This window comes from Pseudomonas sp. TH04 (assembly GCF_016651355.1).
GTDB classification, from domain to species: domain Bacteria; phylum Pseudomonadota; class Gammaproteobacteria; order Pseudomonadales; family Pseudomonadaceae; genus Aquipseudomonas; species Aquipseudomonas fluorescens.
In genome coordinates this window covers 442172-460813 of record NZ_JAEKEA010000001.1, presented here as the reverse complement: position 1 = coordinate 460813, position 18642 = coordinate 442172, and the positions used below count along the sequence as shown (strand labels likewise).

At 55.3% G+C, this 18642-nt stretch carries 20 protein-coding genes and 1 pseudogene; 12 read left to right on the top strand and 9 right to left on the bottom strand.

Annotated features, from left to right (window positions below; all coding sequences use genetic code 11):
• Window positions 1-110: 110 nt before the first annotated feature.
• The 3 genes from deoC (at window position 111) to JFT85_RS01965 (ending at window position 2792) form a co-directional block, all read left to right on the top strand.
• A complete protein-coding gene (gene deoC / locus JFT85_RS01975; protein WP_201229021.1) occupies window positions 111-794 on the top strand; it encodes a deoxyribose-phosphate aldolase in 684 nt (227 codons plus the stop codon).
• A 174-nt stretch (window positions 795-968) separates the two neighbouring features.
• Window positions 969-1889, top strand: coding sequence for a universal stress protein (locus tag JFT85_RS01970; RefSeq protein WP_069552169.1), 921 nt, complete (start codon window positions 969-971; stop codon window positions 1887-1889).
• Window positions 1890-2249: 360 nt separating this feature from the next.
• Complete coding sequence (locus tag JFT85_RS01965; RefSeq protein ID WP_069552145.1) at window positions 2250-2792, top strand: hypothetical protein; 543 nt, start codon at window positions 2250-2252, stop codon at window positions 2790-2792.
• An 837-nt stretch (window positions 2793-3629) separates the two neighbouring features.
• Here JFT85_RS01965 and JFT85_RS01960 read toward each other — a convergent pair.
• The gene (locus tag JFT85_RS01960; protein WP_053256053.1) at window positions 3630-3878 is read right to left on the bottom strand and encodes a CsbD family protein; all 249 of its coding nucleotides are present in this window, start codon (window positions 3876-3878) and stop codon (window positions 3630-3632) included.
• Window positions 3879-4103: 225 nt separating this feature from the next.
• Between JFT85_RS01960 and JFT85_RS01955 the strand changes: the two genes are divergently transcribed.
• Window positions 4104-4340: a hypothetical protein gene (locus tag JFT85_RS01955; RefSeq protein ID WP_078828351.1), complete on the top strand. Its 237-nt coding sequence runs from the start codon at window positions 4104-4106 to the stop codon at window positions 4338-4340.
• 99 nt (window positions 4341-4439) lie between these two features.
• On the top strand, window positions 4440-5066 hold the full coding sequence (locus JFT85_RS01950; RefSeq protein ID WP_083272196.1) for a DUF1349 domain-containing protein: 627 nt from the start codon (window positions 4440-4442) through the stop codon (window positions 5064-5066).
• A 124-nt stretch (window positions 5067-5190) separates the two neighbouring features.
• Here the strand turns inward: JFT85_RS01950 and JFT85_RS01945 are convergent, their stop codons facing one another.
• Genes JFT85_RS01945 through JFT85_RS01935 form a run of 3 tightly spaced genes read right to left on the bottom strand, consistent with a single transcriptional unit; the run spans window position 5191 to window position 7496 of the window.
• On the bottom strand, window positions 5191-5415 hold the full coding sequence (locus JFT85_RS01945) for a FeoB-associated Cys-rich membrane protein (RefSeq protein WP_201229018.1): 225 nt from the start codon (window positions 5413-5415) through the stop codon (window positions 5191-5193).
• An 11-nt stretch (window positions 5416-5426) separates the two neighbouring features.
• Window positions 5427-7256, bottom strand: coding sequence for a ferrous iron transporter B (gene feoB, locus JFT85_RS01940; protein ID WP_187601741.1), 1830 nt, complete (start codon window positions 7254-7256; stop codon window positions 5427-5429).
• Window positions 7257-7496, bottom strand: coding sequence for a FeoA family protein (locus JFT85_RS01935; RefSeq protein WP_053256056.1), 240 nt, complete (start codon window positions 7494-7496; stop codon window positions 7257-7259).
• Window positions 7497-7823: 327 nt separating this feature from the next.
• Here JFT85_RS01935 and JFT85_RS01930 point away from each other — a divergent pair, with 327 nt between their 5' ends.
• Entirely contained in the window at window positions 7824-8885 is a 1062-nt protein-coding gene (locus tag JFT85_RS01930) for an SDR family oxidoreductase (protein WP_069552125.1), read from the top strand.
• Window positions 8886-9084: 199 nt separating this feature from the next.
• Here JFT85_RS01930 and JFT85_RS01925 read toward each other — a convergent pair whose 3' ends face one another.
• From JFT85_RS01925 to JFT85_RS01915, 3 genes are all read right to left on the bottom strand, one after another.
• Entirely contained in the window at window positions 9085-9762 is a 678-nt protein-coding gene (locus tag JFT85_RS01925) for a glutathione S-transferase family protein (RefSeq protein WP_069552124.1), read from the bottom strand.
• Entirely contained in the window at window positions 9759-10394 is a 636-nt protein-coding gene (locus JFT85_RS01920) for a TetR/AcrR family transcriptional regulator (protein ID WP_073637724.1), read from the bottom strand. The genes JFT85_RS01925 and JFT85_RS01920 overlap by 4 nt, the downstream gene beginning before the upstream one ends.
• 270 nt (window positions 10395-10664) lie before the next feature.
• Window positions 10665-11537, bottom strand: coding sequence for a patatin-like phospholipase family protein (locus JFT85_RS01915; RefSeq protein WP_069552122.1), 873 nt, complete (start codon window positions 11535-11537; stop codon window positions 10665-10667).
• A 319-nt stretch (window positions 11538-11856) separates the two neighbouring features.
• Here JFT85_RS01915 and JFT85_RS01910 point away from each other — a divergent pair, with 319 nt between their 5' ends.
• The 6 genes and pseudogenes from JFT85_RS01910 to JFT85_RS28385 form a co-directional block, all read left to right on the top strand.
• Complete coding sequence (locus JFT85_RS01910; protein WP_069552121.1) at window positions 11857-12495, top strand: cytochrome b/b6 domain-containing protein; 639 nt, start codon at window positions 11857-11859, stop codon at window positions 12493-12495.
• Window positions 12492-13277, top strand: a complete 786-nt coding sequence (locus JFT85_RS01905) for a molybdopterin-dependent oxidoreductase (protein ID WP_073637494.1) — start codon at window positions 12492-12494, stop codon at window positions 13275-13277. Before JFT85_RS01910 ends, JFT85_RS01905 begins: the two co-directional genes overlap by 4 nt.
• 70 nt (window positions 13278-13347) lie before the next feature.
• A complete protein-coding gene (locus JFT85_RS01900; protein WP_069552119.1) occupies window positions 13348-13599 on the top strand; it encodes a pentapeptide MXKDX repeat protein in 252 nt (83 codons plus the stop codon).
• 231 nt (window positions 13600-13830) lie between these two features.
• Window positions 13831-14220, top strand: a complete 390-nt coding sequence (locus JFT85_RS01895; protein ID WP_073637496.1) for a DUF2946 domain-containing protein — start codon at window positions 13831-13833, stop codon at window positions 14218-14220.
• Window positions 14221-14391: 171 nt separating this feature from the next.
• Entirely contained in the window at window positions 14392-16407 is a 2016-nt protein-coding gene (locus JFT85_RS01890) for a TonB-dependent receptor (protein WP_446739709.1), read from the top strand.
• 132 nt (window positions 16408-16539) lie between these two features.
• A pseudogene (locus tag JFT85_RS28385) lies at window positions 16540-16695 on the top strand (hypothetical protein); the annotation flags it as partial.
• A 14-nt stretch (window positions 16696-16709) separates the two neighbouring features.
• Here the strand turns inward: JFT85_RS28385 and JFT85_RS01880 are convergent.
• Window positions 16710-17075, bottom strand: coding sequence for a response regulator (locus JFT85_RS01880; protein WP_053256058.1), 366 nt, complete (start codon window positions 17073-17075; stop codon window positions 16710-16712).
• A gap of 23 nt (window positions 17076-17098) precedes the next feature.
• Window positions 17099-18541 (bottom strand): ATPase domain-containing protein, encoded by a 1443-nt coding sequence (locus tag JFT85_RS01875; protein ID WP_167422780.1) that lies wholly within the window; start codon window positions 18539-18541, stop codon window positions 17099-17101.
• Window positions 18542-18642: the final 101 nt, after the last annotated feature.

Below are 18642 nucleotides of genomic sequence, written 5' to 3'. Positions count from 1 at the left end.
TTGTTTCTGTTAAATAAGTAACATTAATTGTGACTATTATAACGCATTCTTGTGAGCGCTGTGACAAGCGGCACACGATCATTGGCAACATACAGGCAAGGGGCCGTTAAATGAACACTCTTCAACCCACAGCATTGGCAAAGTACATCGATCACACTTTGCTGGTTCCCGACGCATCCCGTGAGCAGATTCGCACCTTGTGCGAGGAAGCCCGGGAACACGGCTTTTATTCGGTGTGTGTGAATTCGGGACAGGTACCTTACGCCGCGTCGTGCCTGAGCGACGATAGCGTGGTGATTTGTGCGGTGGTGGGCTTCCCGCTGGGCGCTGGCCTGAGTGACACCAAGGCATTTGAGGCTGAACGGGCGATTGCCGCCGGGGCAGGGGAGATCGACATGGTGCTCAATATCGGTTGGTTGAAGGAGGGGCTGCTGGACGCGGTACGCGATGATATTGCCCTGGTCCACAAGGCCTGCGGCACCGTAACGTTGAAGGTCATCCTGGAAACCTGCCTGCTCGACGACAAACAGAAAGTCCAGGCGTGCGAAATCTGCCGGGACTTGGGTGTGGCTTTCGTGAAGACGTCTACCGGGTTCAGCCGAAGCGGCGCCACGGTCGAAGACGTGGCCCTCATGCGCAGAACCGTGGGCGCCGGGGTTGGAGTCAAGGCGTCCGGTGGGGTGCGTGATTACCCGACTGCGGTGAAAATGATTGAGGCCGGGGCTTCGCGCTTGGGCAGCAGTTCGGGAATTGCGATCGTGGGCGGCGCGATGACGGCGGCGAGCGGTTACTGAAGGGGCTTGCGGTGCTTCGCATGCTTGCGAAGCTCAGAGGGTCGATGAACCTCAGTATCGTCGGTATTGGCTCGCGAACGGTTCGACTCCCACGGCACGTTAACTGACAAGGATCAAGTTATCGGGTTTGGAACCGTTCAGTCTGGAGCCTTATTCATGACCCTGCGGTGCACCATGTCCTGCCCACCATTACTGTTGATTGCCCCGGCGGCCATGATCCGAACAGCGGCGTTTGACCGGGCGAATGCGTTGGCAAAAGCCATGCAACTGCCGCTGCATATCGTCGCATTTGATTATTTACAAGCCTTGGCGGTGGCCGGTCTGTTCGCTCCCGAACAAATAGGCCAGGCGAGGGAAGGGTACCTGCAGACCCACAGCCTGTGGCTGGAGAAGCAAGCCGAACTGGCACGCCAGCAGGGCATTCATGCCACAAGTGAAGTGATCTGGGTTCAGCACCCGTACGAAGAAATCCTGAAGTTTGTCAACGAGACACAACTGGCGCTGATTATCAAAGATGCTCAGGAAGAGTCCGTGTTGAAACGTATCTTCTTTACGCCACTGGACTGGCAACTGCTGCGTGATTGCCCTGCACCGGTTCATCTAGTGACTAACAGCCTTAACCCACTGCCACGCAAAGTGCTGGCTATCGTTGATCTGTTGCGCAGTGAAGAACAGGACATTGTGTTTAACGACCAGATCATCGACGCCGGCGCGAAGTTGGCCGAACAGTGTGATGCCAGGCTGGAGGTCGTGCACGTGTTCGACTGGACGGCCGTGTATGCAAAAGACATGGGTTACGGCGCGCTACCCTTGGCCACCGGCATTTATGACACGTTGGGCGTGGTTCAGCAGGAGGCATTCGCTGCCTTGTGTGAGCGCCACGGCGTACCGGTGGAATGTCGCCACTTCATCGAGGGCGCGCCCCTGATGAGTATTTGTGCGTTTGCCATGGACCATCTTACCGATGTCATCGTGATGGGAACCGTGCAGCACAAAGGGCTTAAAAAACGGTTGGGCAGTACTGCCGAGCAACTCTTGCATCAGGCGCCGTGCAGTGTGCTGGCGATAAAACCTGGGCGGGTAGTGCCGTTATGAGGGCGAATATGAGATGCCGACTTTGTCTTGTTTAAACGCAACCTCAACGTGTTGCGCGTAGGTATAGCGTAGAGGAGGGAATATACGCGTTTGCCAATGCTGGCAGGTTATGGTTATAACTCGACTAAATACTCATTTAGTTTAGTTATAATTAAATCGAATAATAAAGGGAGAAGGGTACTGTGAAATGTTGACGGTATTTTAAGTCTTCATTCGCTCAATTTACCGCGCTGAAAACAAACAACGACGGTGCGCTGAAGCACAAATTATCCCTGTCTGGCCGATACTATTTCGTTTTCTCTAATCACAAAAGACTTGGCTCATCCCGTAAATCGGTTCATAACGCAATGGATTACTGCGATGGCTCACTTCCCAGGCTGGATGATTGAAAGCGCTCATAGCTACCTGAAAGCAGCCGAGGTGCTTGACGCTCAACACTTGCCGCACGTAGCACAAGTCAATGCAGCAATCGGCATGGAGATCCTGCTCAAAAGCTTCATCTCGTTGCCTGATCAGAACCCAGGGACATCAGGCGAAACTTATAAGCTTGATCCGGCAGCACTTGCCAAGGCTCACCAGCAGCTGCTGAGTCTCGGCAAAACGAACCGTAAGAACCCTGACAAGCATGATTTGCTGACACTGTTTTATGCCGTTCCTGACCAGATCCGTTGCAGCCTGGCCTTGGACAGCCAAGAAGATTGCTTTGAGAGATACCGCAATGTATTCACCAACAGCCGGTATCCGTATGAGTCCGACAGCGCGAAATTTTCTGACTCGATTCTTATGAGGATGTTGAGGTGGACGCTGGCCAACGTGGTTGGTTATCACAAGGAGCGTGGATCGCAGGATACATTCATCGTGAGTTACATCGCCAAGCAGCAAGCTGGACCAGGTGATGCGTAAGAAGCAGTGCCTGCCTGCAAATCTGACCACCAGAGCCCCTCAGGCCTTATAGGATGGTTCGCATAATGTATATTATGTTAAATCATGTACTACGTCAGATAGGTTCATAACGTGCCACGTTCCCTTTCAGCCACGTTCTGGATCTGGAGTCTGGTCACCAGTTCCTAATCGTCTGCTCAGGATTGTTGTCCCTGTTCAGTCTGGCGGCAGCACCTGGTTATTGGATTATTTTACGGAGTGACGAGCTTAGCTGTGCATAAGGTGCGGACGACTCGAAGGCCGAATAGCCGTCAAAATCGTGGAATGAATGATCTAAGTCGAGTGTCCATCATCATCTCTTAAGGAGTAGCTCCCCTAGGATTATCTGCCGCCAGCAACATTCAAGATTTCACCACTATGACGCTGGCGATTCACTGCTTGCCGCAATAACTTGCCGCTCGCTGAAAATCTAGCTAAGGAACTGTGCCCGTTTTCTTTCCCAAAATCCTGGCCGATTTCGCAAGGCAGATGGGAAATGACCAGCGTGTACCGAGTCCGTCCGGAGCTCAGGTTTCTGAAGAAAAATTAACTGCTGTGCGGGCGTGCAAAAACGCGGGATTGATTCAGCGTGAGCTTGGGTTGCCCACCAAAAATCAATACAGCGCGGTCAGCACCCGCACAAATTTTCAACGCCCTCCTCTCCTGACTTGACCTTAGCACCGGCGGTCAGCGCACGATGGAGGTGAGCCGTGCATACCGCCCGCGCGCCCGAGGCCCACTGATTGACAGAGCCAAGGGTGCCGGGCGATAGACAAACGCAAAAAGAACGCCGCTGTCGAAACGTCCTTTTTTGCTAAATCAGCGGCGCAAGAGACGGTCTAGAACCAACAGAGCGACGGCACCAATCGCGATTGCAGCAACTGGTTTCTCTTTAACAAAGGTCGATACGCTGTCCAGTGCATCGCCATAGGTTTGGGTCAACTGACCAGCAGCTTGACGTCCCACGCCTTCAGCTTCCAGCTTCGAATCACCAAAGAGTTTACCCACTGCGCTCTGCGCCTTGCCGGCAACTTTTTCTACAGCGCCTTCAACTTGTTCGCTTTTCATGATTCACCAAGCCTTCGTGTGTGATTGAGTAACCCAGGCGTTGCCTGGGCTTGAGGCAACTTGCACAGAATTAGGGGGGCGGGCGTAGTGATTAGTTCAAAGTTGATTGTTGGGCGCTCAGTTGATCAAATGGCGAAGCGATCTTTGCGGTTCGCACGCCAAGGTAATGTTGATGTCCGACACTGGCCAACCCTGCAATTTCTAATCGACTCAGGGAGGAAACTGATGACTGCAGATCCGCTATGTCTCGTCTTTGTGCCGGCTCTGGCGGCAGTGCTGCGAGCCGCCGAGGATAAAAAAGGCGCGCCACTGACCGAGGCTGAGGTTTGCGAAATCCGAGACGCATCTACGTGTATCGCTCTACCCTTCAGCACGGCTTTAGCCATGGAAGAAGAGCGCGGCTATCCAGACCTCATTGCGCAGGACTGCTGGAATGAATGGCAACGTCTACGCTCCCGGTGATTTGAGCCTGCACCGATGCTCGGCAGGTGGCCTTCGAGCCAGTGCAGAGAGAGCAGGATTGCAGCGCCGATCCATCCGATAAATTGTCGAGGTAACATGATGGACAGGAAGCAGAACGCAGAGCTCAGTCAGGACAGTGAAGCGTCAATTTGGCGAACGGCTGACTGGCTGAATAAACCGCGCTCTTGCCAAGCCTTTAGCGACGGCACCTTGGAGGTGGTTACCGATTCCCAAACCGACTTCTGGCGTAAAACGCACTACGGATTCATACGCGACAGCGGACATTTCTTAGGGTTTGCAACCTCAGCAAGCTTTACAGCCCAAGTCCGAGTTAACGCCGATTTTCGCGAGCTCTATGATCAAGCGGGCATTATGGTCAGGCTCAATGAGGAGACTTGGCTCAAAGCAGGCATTGAATATAACGATGGCATGCCGATGATCAGTAGCGTGCTGACACACGGCACGTCGGATTGGGCGCCCAGTTGCTTTTCTGGCGACCCAACCGATTTTTGGCTTCGCGTGACCGTGTCCGATGGCGTGCTGCGCTTGCAATACTCCACGGACGGCATGACTTGGCCATTGCTCAGGCTTGCACCATTTCCAGCGGCGCAAAGCTATACAGTTGGCCCAATGTGCTGCACGCCGCAGCGACAGGGGTTGAGGGTACGGTTTTCTGAGTGGTCGTTGAGCCAGCCTCTCGGGCGAGACCTGCATGATTTGAGCTAGGGGGATCGGTAGCTTCGGCCAATGTTCATCGGCGCAATTTAATACCCTTGCAGGCTGGATGAAACGCAACGGCTGTTGATTGGCACGCCGTTGAGCCGGGCGATCACTGGAGAGCCGCCGCGGTTCAATCGTCAGACGGCACAGTTATAGAACGGCTGCCATTACGCTCAGCCTCGTCGATTGTCGACGTATCCAGGGTGCGCAGCGCGATGCGTTGGGTGGGTTGGCAGCCGGAAGAGCACGTACCGCAACCGCTGGCGCAGCCTCCGGCCTTGGAGGGCGCCAAGCGTCGCCACACACTGAACACCGCGCCAATCAGCAACACGCCGATCACGGTATATTGAGCCATGAGTCCCAGGGTCATAAGGCGGCCTCTGCGATTCGATAAGTAATGAACGCGAGAGCATAGGCGACTGCGAACATGTAACTGAACGCCAGGGCGACCTGCCCCCAACTGGCGGTCTCCTTGCGGATCACCGCCAGGGTAGACATGCATTGCGGCGCGAAGGCGAACCACATCATCAGGGATAACGCGCTGGCCAGCGGCACTTGCGCGGCCAGGGTTTGGGTCAGCGAGGTGAGATCGTCGCCATTGGCCACGGCATACACCGTGGCCAAGGTCGCGACTGCGGTTTCGCGCGCGGCGAACGCTGGAATCAGTGCCAGCGTGATTTGCCAGTTGAAACCCAACGGCGCGAACACGTGCTGAAGCGAAGCGCCCAAATACCCGGCAAAGCTGTAATCAATCGCCGGGTTGGTCGCGCCAGCCGGAGGGTTGGGGAAGTTCGAGATAAACCACATGATCACCGTGAGCGCGAGAATGACGCCCGTCAGTTTCTTGAGAAACAAGTAACCGCGCTCCCAGAGCATTTGGATCAGGTCACGTGCGCGCGGCAGACGGTAGGCCGGCAGCTCCATCATCAGCATGGGTTGCTGCTGGGTCGTTGGCCTGAAACGCTTGCACACCCAGCCGACTGCCATGGCGCCGACGATGCCTACGCCATACAAACCGAGCAACACTAACCCCTGCAGGCCGAACACGCCGCCGACACGGATGTCTGGAATTACCGCGCCGATCAACAGGGCATAGACCGGCAGCCGCGCTGAGCAAGTCATCAGCGGCGCCACCAGTATGGTGGTGAGCCGATCGTATTTATCACTGATACTGCGCGCGGCGATGATGCCTGGAATCGCGCAGGCAAAACTCGACAGCAGCGGGATGAACGAACGCCCCGTCAAGCCGACGGCACGCATCGGCCGATCCAGAATGAAAGCAGCCCGCGGCAGATAGCCAGACTCTTCAAGAATGAAGATGAAAAAGAACAGCACGAGGATCTCGGGCATAAACCCCAGCACGGTGCCCAGCCCGCTGATCAGTCCATCGCAAATCAGCCCGCGCAATGGCCCCTCTGGCAGATAGGTGCCAGCCAGGACGGACAGCGCGCTGAAGCTGTCACCGATCCAGTCGGTGACAGGTTTGCCGATCAGGTAAACCCCTTGGAACACCAGAAACATGATGGTGACCAGTGCCAGCGGCCCTGCCACCGGGTGAATCAACCATCGATCAAGCGTATCAACACGCGCATCGGACAGGTGCGGCGTTTTCACACATGTCTCGAGGATGTCACGCACGCGCGCATGTAAGTCGGCGCCCTGCTCCGGGGCGGGTGCCGGTTGGATGTCATCGCAGCCATCCACCGCGTTCAACAACGCCCGCGCACCATCACGGCGAACGGCGACCGTTTCTATCACCGGCATCCCGAGCGCGGTCGAGAGTCGAGCGGTATCGATGCGAATACCTCGGCGATGTGCAGCGTCAGCCATGTTCAGGACCAGGACCGCCGGTAATCCCAGGCGTTGCAGCTCAAGCACGAAGCGCAGGTGCAAGCGCAGATTGGTGGCATCGACCACGCACAGCAACAACTCGGGGCGCTCCTCGCCGGGGTACAAGCCCTGCAGCACGTTCAAGGTGACCTGTTCGTCCTGGCTGACGCAGGCCAGGCTGTAAGTCCCCGGCAGATCCAGCACACGGAATGTGCGACCACTGGCCGTACGTGCAACACCCTCCTTGCGCTCCACCGTAGCACCGGCGTAGTTGGCAACCTTTTGCCTGGCGCCGGTCAGCAAATTGAACAGCGCGGTCTTTCCACAGTTCGGATTACCCACCAAGGCTAAACGGATGGTGGCCATTCAAACGCTCACTTCGACGAGGATCATTTGGGCTTCGTTGCGGCGCAGCGCAAACCGGCTGCCCCCCACCTGGATAAGCACCGGATCACCGCCCCAGGGCGCCCGCGCCACCACCGTAACCTGCTCGCCCGGCACGAAGCCGATGTCCTGTAACCGCTGACTCAGCGGATCAGCATTGCCGGTTCCTTCCACATGGGTTACGCAAGCTTTTTGGCGGTGAGGCAGGTCACACAAACGCATAATGGCATCCGACGAAGATGGTAATGATTTCGGTTTGCACGATGCTAGGTGCCGGACACGCCCGTTACAAGCAGATGAAGATATCTTCATTTTCAGCGCGCCTGGCTGGCGCAAGAACGCGTTTGAGAGAGGCAGCGCTGCCGCGAGGATGAAACACGTACCCATGACCAGCCAAGTTACGTCGATACTCGATTGCGCGTTTGGACCTGGTTTTGATGTAGCGCTTTATCCAGGAATAGAGGCTATGACGGCCGCCCATACCGATCCTGTTTAGGTTGAACCTCTGTGGCTTAGGTGGACTCCCAAACCTACATCTAGGAGGAACTTATGAGCCAAACAGCTTTGGTCGTTGGCGCCAGCGGCATCGTCGGCAGCGCCATCACTCAGTTACTGATCGACAACACGTGGCAGGTCGCCGCGCTATCGCGGCACCCGTCGCCATCGCAAGGTGTGATCCCCATTGCGGCAGACCTCCAAGATCCAGCGGCGCTGGAACATGCGCTTGCGGATCTGCAACCGACGCATGTGTTCATCACCACATGGTCACGGCAAGCCACGGAGGCCGAAAACATTCGCGTCAATGCCGCCATGGTACGCAACGTGCTCGCCGCCATTCGCCCAGCCAAGAGCGTTGAGCACGTAGCACTGGTTACTGGCCTGAAACACTACCTCGGCCCTTTCGAAGACTATGGTAAAGGCCGCCTTGCGCAAACACCGTTCCGCGAAGAGCAGGGTCGTCTGAATGTCGAGAATTTCTATTACGCCCAAGAGGACGAACTTTTCGCCGCGGCTGAAAAGGACGGCTTCACATGGAGCGTTCATCGCCCGCACACGGTCACCGGAGTTGCCGTAGGCAACGCGATGAATATGGCCACCACCCTCGCCGTCTACGCTTCGATCTGCAAACACACCCATCGCCCTTTTGTGTTTCCGGGATCAAGCGTGCAGTGGGACAGCCTCACCGATATGACGGATGCACGGCAGTTGGCGAAACAACAACTGTGGGCGGCCACCACGCCGGCTGCGGCCAACCAGGCATTCAATGTCACTAATGGCGATGTGTTTCGCTGGAAATGGATGTGGAGCCGAATTGCCGAATACTTCGACGTACCTGCTGCCGATTATCCCGCCGCACTCTCACCGCTTGAGACGCAAATGGCGCAAGACCAAGCCGCGTGGACGCAAATAGTCGCGGAGCACGGCTTGAAAGAAGCCGATATAGATCGCCTGATCTCCCCATGGCATACCGACGCAGACCTAGGTCGACCCATCGAAGTCGTCACTGACATGTCGAAAAGCCGTGCAATGGGCTTCACCGCCTACCAGGCGAGCGATCAAGCGTTCTTTGATGTGTTCGACAAACTCCGCGCGATGCGCTTGATACCCTAGGTCGCGCTACAACGGATAGGTAAAGGCCATACGGTGCGGGCCCCTTTCCGGGGCCCGCAGTCGTTAACCAAGCACAGTGCGCCACTTTACCAATACTCACGGGGCAGTGACGTGCGGTAGCCCGGATGCCTAAAGAGCAGTAAATCTCTGCCCATTAGCCGGGCGTCCAGCAATGCCAGTCGATCAAGATCTGGCGCGTCTACTGAGTAATCTGAGGGAACATTGCTTTACGCGCGTCAGCATCCATCTCAGTCTTGTAGTTGTGCTGGGTCTTCAGTTCTTCAGTTCGCTGTGCTGCCGGTCGAGCATTGATGTCATCAAGGAGCCGTTTTACGTTTGGAAGTTTTGCCCAAGCGTCATTACCCAGGATGAACGGTACCGCGCGCGCCCAACCCCATACGGCCATGTCCACCAGCGTGTACTCACTTCCGAGCATATAAGGCTGTTTGGCCAGATGTTCGTTGATGATCGTCCAGTGACGCCAGGCTTCGAAGGTGTAGCGGGTAACGGCGTAGTCTTTTGGCTCGGGGGCGAAGTGCTTAAAGTGAACAGCCTGTCCAGAGTACGGGCCGATGCCGGTCGCGACAAACATGAGCCAGGAATACATCTCACCTCGCGCCTTGAGGTTGTCAGCAGGCAGGAACATCCCGGTCTTTTCAGCCAGATAGAGCAGTATGGCATTGCTGTCGAATACCACGTTGTCACCATCAACCAGAGCCGGTGTCTTGGCATTCGGATTGATCTTGAGAAACGCCGGATCGTGCTGTTCACCCTTGCGCGTATCAACAGGGATGAGTTCGTACTCAAGGCCTGACTCCTCCAAGAACAGCGCAACCTTCGCGGGGTTAGGAGACGGGTGATAGTAGAGTTTGATCATATTGACTCCGTGCAGTGGTTTTCAGTGAACATCGCTAGAGCCAAGGGAGGAAGACCAAGGCTTTTGATGGCAATACCAATGGCGTCTATTACACACACCGGGTCGGGATTAATCCGAGACAAAACTCGAATCCCCAGTAACACACTGAGCAAATGATGCGCCCCCTGCTTTACATCAATCTCAACAAAATCGGCAGATTGCAGGTGGAAGGCTTGCAAGCGGCCTTCAAAAAAACTGCGAATGGACTCGAACTCTTCGGCAACGGCCTGTCGCAAATCCGTGTCTTCTGCATTGGCTTCGAGGGCAGAATTCACCAGCAGACACCCACGTTGAAAAGGATCGTTCAGTGTGCGATTCAACACTTCTGCGAAGAACCTGGTTATGGCCATTCCAGCGTTTGGCAGCGCTTCAAGGCGCCGAATTCGATCACGCACACTGCACTCCAGATAGTGCACGAGGGCGCGACGATAAAGACTACGTTTGTCGCCAAACGCGTTGTAAAGGCTTGGCTGATTGAGCCCTGTGCGATTGACCAGGTCTCGGGTCGAGGTACCCTCATAGCCTTGTGTCCAGAACGCTTCAGCGACTGCTGTTAAAACAGTCGACTCATCGAATGTACGGGGACGGGCCATGGTTTTCGCACGCGCTTGAGAACTGTCGTTGACCATAGCACAGGTTTTGTATCGATCACCACAAAACGAATTCCACACCTCCGAGCGTCACTGACCAGAGAGGCGCACGGAAGCATTCTCGACTGGAAGAACGAGAACTGGTCAGTTTTTGATCTCGGCTCGCATCCTTCCACATCCCGTGAAAAGGCGGCGCACGTGAACCCACCATTCAGCGCCAGGGTCATCTACCGCCGCAGGCAATCGGTAAACCTGCCTTTTGAAAGGCGAAGATCACTCTTTACCAAAATGATGAGTATGGGCGAGTAACGAATCGGGTATCCCGTCGCGAACCAATCCGCCCTCTTCTATCCAGGCTTGGGTTGACTGATAAGCACGCTGCAGCAATTGGTCTGTCTGGTTGAAGTCAAACACTGAAGCGTCCAGTGGGCACAACGGCGGGACGACATGGATGGCTGCGCGTGTGCGGTACAACTCGATGTCACGCACCAGTTGACGCATGCTCATCAAATTGAGCGTGTGCAAGGCCAGCGCAACGAGTCCACTGGGCGGACATGGGCAGGCACAACCGAATCCGGTAGGTAGAACCAGAACCCGCGTTGCGCCCAATGCCACCGCACTGGCAATCGGCGTGTTGCTGCTGACTCCGCCATCGACCAGGAACTTTTCTCCGACTCGCACGCTGGGAAACACAAGCGGAATTGCGGCGCTGGCGAGCAAAGCCTGCTCAGCACTGCCACTCGACAGAAGTTCTTCGGCACCACTGAGCAAATTGGTGGTGACGATATAAAGCGGTAACTCGGTGTCTTCGATCCATTTGACCGGCAGTGACCGGCTCACTAAACGATGCAATGCGGATGCGCTCAGCAAGTGCCCACGTCGATTAAGAATACCCTTGAGGGTATCGAGCGCCGAGAACGGAAACACATCCGACTTACGCAGACCGCGCCAAAAGTCCGCGAGTTCGCTCACGCCTTTGGCATTCGGTCTGGCTGCGAAGTAGGCACCGTTGATGGCGCCGACCGACGCTCCCACCACCAGGTCGAAGGCAACCTCAGCCTCAACGAGTGCCTTTAACATGCCGACCTGAACCGCGCCAAGGCTCCCACCACCCGCAAGTACAAGAGCAGTTTTTACAGTTGGCATAAACGCACCCTCATCGATAACGCCCTTCTGACGTTACAAGCCTAGCTGGCTGGCGACATAGGCTACGAAAATGATGTTGACTCGCCGTAAACCCCTGAATGCCGCTTCGAGCGTGAACCCCCCTTCAACGTGTTCGGCTTTGTCATCAACCCGTCAATTTGTCGGGGTCAATTAAAGCTTTCGGATCAAGGCCACCTGCCTGAGAGGCCTATTGGACGTACGGAACGCTTCGCCCGTCTCGAAGGTGCGTCGTGTTTTTAGTCAGCGTCTACACTCGATCAAATGGTTATGACGTTATTCCTGTTTGGAGTCTCCTCCAATGCAAGCGGCACCTGAAACAACCCGGGCTGCTCCTGTGACACCGCAAAGCAGCCATCCAGCCTGGTTGAGATTGGCCCATTGGCTGAACGCTTTGGCGGTGTTGGTAATGGTCACCAGTGGATGGCGTATCTATAACGCCTCTCCTCTTTATAATTTTAATTTTCCCTCATCGATTACCTTGGGTGGTTGGCTGGGGGGCGCGTTGCAATGGCATTTTGCAGCAATGTGGATGTTGGTCGTAGTCAGCCTTCTCTACCTACTTTTCAATCTTTTCAGCGGCCGCCTATCGCGACGTTTTTTTCCCGTATCACCCAAAGGCTTTTTTCATGACCTGCGGTCTGCACTCCATGGGCGGCTGAGGCATGACGATATAAGCCATTACAACCATGTGCAGCGTGTGGCGTATCTGTTTGTGATGCTCGACATTGCAGTTCTGGTGATTTCCGGGTTGGTTTTGTGGAAGTCAGTTCAGTTTCCGCTACTACGTGAACTGCTGGGCGGCTACGACAGCGCTCGGCATGTGCACTTCATTGCGATGTCTCTGTTGGTGGCTTTCATCGCAGTGCATTTGGTGATGGTCGCACTGGTTCCAAAGACGTTATGGGCCATGATTGCCGGCCATAAGGAGCGCGTATGAAGAAGCGTGAACAAAGTCCAGAGCTGGATGAGTCGTCCATTTTGATGGATGCGCGCAAAATTATTTCGCTCCAGGTCGAAGATCGCTCACGGCGCGCCTTTCTTCTGCGTAGCTTGACCCTGGGCGGAGTGGCGATGCTGTCCGGATGTAACATTTCCGATAACGATCAAGTTGAAACGGCGCTGTCCTCCATGTCGCGCTTCAATGACCGGGTGCAAGGCTGGTTGTTCAGCCCGAACGCCATGGCCCCCACCTACGCTGAGTCGATGATTACGCGGCCATTCCCCTTCAACGCCTTTTACGGCATCGACGAAGCGCCTGTCGTCGATGAAGAAACCTACCGATTGGAAGTCACCGGCATGGTCGCCGACAAGCGCAGTTGGAAGCTTGAGGAACTGCGTGCCATGGCACAGAGCGACCAGATAACCCGGCACATCTGTGTCGAGGGTTGGAGCGCCATCGGGCGCTGGGGCGGTGTGCGCTTCAGTGATTTCCTAAAACGCGTCGGGGCCGATACCGACGCAAAGTACGTCGGTTTCAAATGTGCCGACGATTACTACACCAGTATCGACATGGCCACGGCACTCCATGCTCAAACGCTGCTGACGCTGACCTACGACGGTGCCGTCCTGCCGCGCGAATATGGCTTCCCAATGAAGCTGCGCATGCCTACCAAGCTTGGCTACAAGAACCCAAAACACATTCAAGCGATTTTCGTCACTAATACCTACCCGGGTGGTTACTGGGAAGACCAAGGCTACAACTGGTTCGGTGGCAGCTGACGCCCGTGGCAACTCCATTGCGCAGCCCGGGCTGCGCTTATTCGCAACCTGAGTATCAAGGAGCTTCACTATGAAAAGGTTTACTACTGCAATCCTAGGTATGTGCCTGGCAGTGGGCGTCGCCGTTGTACACGCCGACGATACGATGGGCAATGACACGATGAAGAAGGACACGATGTCCCACGATACGATGAAAAAGGACACGATGAAAAAGGATGCAATGCATAAAGACTCCATGGGTAAGGACACGATGAAGAAGGACTCAATGTCCAAAGACAGCATGAAAAAAGACGATATGAAAAAGAATGACATGTCTCAGTAAGTCAGAGCCCCACAGGCAAATGTTACTGCGTCTGGAAAACCCGCCTCGGCGGGTTTTCTCGATGGCACCTGAAGGTGCAATGGCATCAAGCGCCCTCGCCTCCTACTCGTCAGCCCATCAGCCATCTCGGCAACGACATGACGCGCCTGCGGCGAAATAGCGCACGTGTGAAACTTTTACATCGCTCCTTAATTGCGGCTAAATAAGCGCCCCTCTACGCTGACCTTGCACATGTCCTCGTTGAAACGCATCAGCCCTTGGATCGCCTGCCTGGCCGTGTTGCTAAACATGTTTGCCATGCCGCTGAGCCGCGCTATGCAGACGCCGGATGTTCAGCTGATGCTTTGGGGGGGATTCTGCTCGGGAGGTAGTTCTCAAGCTTTACCTCCCGGGTTCAAGAAAACACTCGAGACTGTCCAGCAAGCCCCTTCAAAAACGGTTATGCAGCACGGTGATTGCTGCTGTGGCCATGCGGGAATGGCAGCGCTTCCCTCCAACTACTACCGCCACTTCTTACCGCAATACACATCCGACACGTCCCTCGACAATCCTGAACTGCCGACGCTCCATCCCAGGATTCGGTGGCCAAGCCTAAGTCCACGCGCCTCTCCCTTCGCCTGATCACAACACCGCGACATTGTCCGGTGCTGCGTATTTAAATCTTTTAGCGGCCTCGATGGACGCTAGACGCCTTTAAAGTTTCTTGATCACCAGGAAGTGCGTGCCATGCCTGCTTCACTTACTTTGCGTCCTGCAAAGCGTTTGTCTGTGTCCCGTTCCCTATGGCCGTTGATGTCGGTTGGCCTATTCGCAATGGACCCTTTGTGCGCGGCGCTGGCCGACGTCGGTAAAGTCGAAGACTCGACCCTGACGCTGGGCACCGTGAACGTTCAGGGCTCAGCCAGCGGCCCCTTGAGTACCAGCAGTGTACTCAGCTCGGTGGATATCCTCGGGGGCGATATCTTGGAAAAAATGCCAGTCAATTACAGCTGGGAGTTGTTCAGCCGAGCTCCCGGCGTGATGCTCACCGAGTTCAACCAGGGCACGACCTCAGGGAAAATTTCCTTCCGGGGCTTTAACGGCGAAGGCGAAGTGAACGCCGTAAAGCTGTTGATCGACGGGATTCCGAGCAACAGCAACGACGGCAACATGCCGTTCATTGACATGATTTTCCCCATGGAGCTGGACAGCATCGAGGTTGTCCGAGGCACCAGTGATGCGCGCTATGGTCTGAATAACATCGCCGGTAACGTCAACATGCTGACCCGCACCGGTGGGGACTACAGCAAGGCGCGGATTCGTTACGGCAGCTTCAACACTCAGGAAACCCAACTTGCCAAGGGCATGCAAAGCAGCAACTGGACTCAGAACTATTTCTTTGCCTATCAAACATCCGATGGCTACCGGGATCATTCCCAGGCAGACAGGTTTTCGATGTCTGGTAAGTGGTTCTACACACCGGATGACGACAGCTACCGAATCGGCCTGATCGCCCGTCACTACGAAGCTGAGGCTCAGGAACCCGGCTATTTGACCGAAGATGACGCCCGCCATCATCCGAGCATGACCAACCGTTTCAACGCCACCGACAAGGGCACTCGGCGTATGAATCAGGTCAGCCTGCATTTCGATACAGACGTGGCTGAGAACCTCGCGTGGTCAGCGAAGACTTACGTCAACACCTTCGATGATCGACGCTGGACGCAATATTGGCGCACGAGCGCCCAACAGGAACGTGATGCCTACGAAACCCAGTATGGCGCCCTTACATCTCTGACATGGCGACCTGAAGTTAGCTGGCTGTATGACTTCGCTTTGGAAGGTGGTGCAGACGTACAACAACAGCAGAACAAGAGTGAACGCTATCGCACCAAAGACCGTGCTCGCCTGGCAACTACCCGCGACCAGCAGTTCGATTTCGACACCTACGGCGCTTACGTCCAGGCGGAGATCAAACCTTTCGAGTCGCTGAAGATCGTACCGGCGTATCGGGTCGACAAAATTCAGGGTGATTTCACCAACGAAATGACCGGCCTGGACTACGACATCAACGATTATGGCCTGATCAAACAGCCCAAGCTTAGTGTGGTCTACTCGCCGTGGGACGTGGCCAGTTTTTATGCCAACTGGGGCCGTACCTTCCAGGTTGGCACCGGCGCGGCCGCCTACAAAATCCCGCCAAGAGATACCGATCTGGCACCTTCAATCAATGAAGGCTGGGAAACCGGCATCAAGTTCACCCCGGCGGACTGGATTGACGGTCGCATCGCCTACTGGCAGCAAGAGGCCTCGGGTGAAGTCAGTCGCCGCCTCAACGACCCGAGCGGCGACTCAGATAACGTTGGTGAAACCCGACGTTGGGGTTACGACTTACAGATGAACCTGCACCCTGACCAACGCACTGACATCTGGATGGCCTACTCCTGGCAGTATTCGAAAATACTCCAGCCAAGTACTAGTTTGCCCAACAGCAAAGGCCAGGAGATCGACCATATCCCCCATCACCTCTACAACGCTGGCATCAGCTATGAAGCAACACCTGCCTTGCAGTTGACCGCCTGGATGAACGGCCAGACCCACTCCTACCTGGAACGAGAAAACACCCAAGGAACGTATGGCGGATACGTGCTGATGAACCTCGGTGCCACCTACAAAGTGAGCGAGTCAGTGAGCGTCGACCTGCAGTTGAAAAACCTCACCAACCGTTATTACGAATACGTCTGGTACGACCCGGACGGTGCCCAAGCGTCCCTGCACTCACCCGGTGATGGGCGCGCGTTGTACGCCGGGCTTACCCTGGACTTTTGATGTGGGTAACCGCTGGGGCCCTGTTTGGCCTCAGCGATACAGAATACGAATTCGCAGCAAACCTTTACTCGTCGTTAAGCAGAGGTAATAAAGATGCCACTCATTTTGGAAAAAACCTGACGCTCCGTAGCGTTGCTTGCATCCTTTGCAACTGCCACCGCGGCGTTTGCTCATGCGCACTTAGAGAGTGAAACGCCAGCGCCTGATCGCACGGTAAGTGCACCGCAGCAACTGCGTCAGGTGTTCTCCGAGGGCGTTGAAGCCACATTCACCCCAGTCACCCTCACTGGTGGATCGAACAGCTACTCTTCAGAAGCCAAGAGCTTTTTAACTTCGGCAATGATCAAGTCGATGTCGAATGGCTTTGCCAATACCGCATCAAACAGATCGGATCTCTGCATACCGATGTGTGCCTGAGCGCCGCTCATCAAGATGATCGGCAAGTGATTCGCGCCAGGCAGTGCTCGAACGGCTGTGGCGAATTCCAGGCCGTCCATGACCGGCATCATAAAGTCGGTAATGATTAACGCAGGCCGCTCTCGATCGAGCACTTCGAGCGCTTTTCGACCATTGCTGGCCGTTACCACCATGAACCCCTCATCCTCCAGCGCGAAGCTGAGAATGTCAGCGATCAGATATTCGTCGTCGACGACCAGGATGGTGGTCATGTTAATTCAACCCGCACAAAGACTTAAGATGCTGAACCGGGCGATGACTCAGTGGGGACTGATGGTTCATGTCTCGAAGCCTTTTTCAGGAAAACGTCTTGATCACGAATGACGACCTCGAAACGCGAAGGGTCGTAAGAGCTGTCTCGTACTTTAAGAATGGAAAGCGTCCTGCTTAGTTCAGACTGATTTTCAGAGAACCGCATAAGCATAAGGTTGTCGACGATACTGGACAGGTCAGAGTTAGGTGCACTGACCTCGGAGCCAAAAAGATCGCGCATTTCCCACGAGGCAAATACCGTCACGCCCCTGGATCGCAGTTCGTTCATCAGCGCACTGAAAAAGTCATTAATTCGCGCCGGATTTGTGGTGACGCGGTTCATACCGCTCAAGCTATCGATGAACAGGCGCTTGATACCCTTTTCTTCAACGAGACTCAGCAGTCGTGCGCCCAACCCATCCAGCAATCCCTCAGTCGTAGGCTGCCAGGCAATGCACAGGGCGCCACGGTCCTCCATGTCTTTGATATCGATACCCAGTGATTGGCCTTTGAGTCGCAGCCGTTGTGGGCTTTCGTAGAAGCCAAAATGCAGGCCCGGCGCTTCCACCGTCGACTCAGACAGGAATTTGAGGCCGAGCGTTGTCTTGCCAATGCCGGAGGGGCCTATGACCAGCGTCACACTGGAACTGTGCAGGCCTCCGCCGAGTATGTCGTCCAGTGATTGAATGCCACTGGCGATACGCGTCATGTCGGCGCTATCAGGAGAGGATGGGTGGCTATAGAGACTTTCCAGCCTTGGGTAAACCACCAAGCCATTTTCGGTAATTTCACACTCGTGAAGCCCCGTCATTGCCGAGCTACCGCGCGTCTTACGCAGCTGAATTCTACGCACTGAACGCGTGCCATATAGCTCCTCGCCCATTTCAATCACGCCATCAACCATGGTGTGCTCTGGGCTGCCATCGTCGAGGCGGGAACTGGTCAGAAACAGCACGGTACAACCCGCAAAAGCGGCGTGCCCCTGCAGTTCAGAGATGAATTTTTTGGTGTCGATGTGCGAATCAGCTTTTGAGCGCGCATTGAGCAAACCATCCACCACCATAACGGTAGCTTTCTGGCGGCTTATCTCGCGCCGGAGCAGTTTGACTACTTCATCCAGTCCTTCGTTTTCCAGCGTATCGAATGCGCTGACAAACTGGATTTCAGCCCCGACCTTGGACGCGTCGAAAAAGCTCATCGTCGAAAGGAATTGAAAAAGACGGTCATGTGACTCGGCCAGAAGCGTTGCGACTAAAACCCGGCCTCCATTTTCGGCGTGATGGAACCCAAGCTGGTTGGCCAGAATCGTTTTACCAGACCCTGGGCGCCCTTGGATAATGTATGAAGAGCCTGCTACCAGCCCGCCCTTGAGCAGAGCGTCGAGCCCTTCGATTCCACTTTGGAGGCGTTTTAGCTTTTCCACGATGCGACCCTGATCTGAAAAACAGGCTGTTTAAGCCGAATGGACGGAATGCTAACGCCATTTTCGCTCTGGGGCCATTTATGCGTGGAGTATGGTTGGGTTAG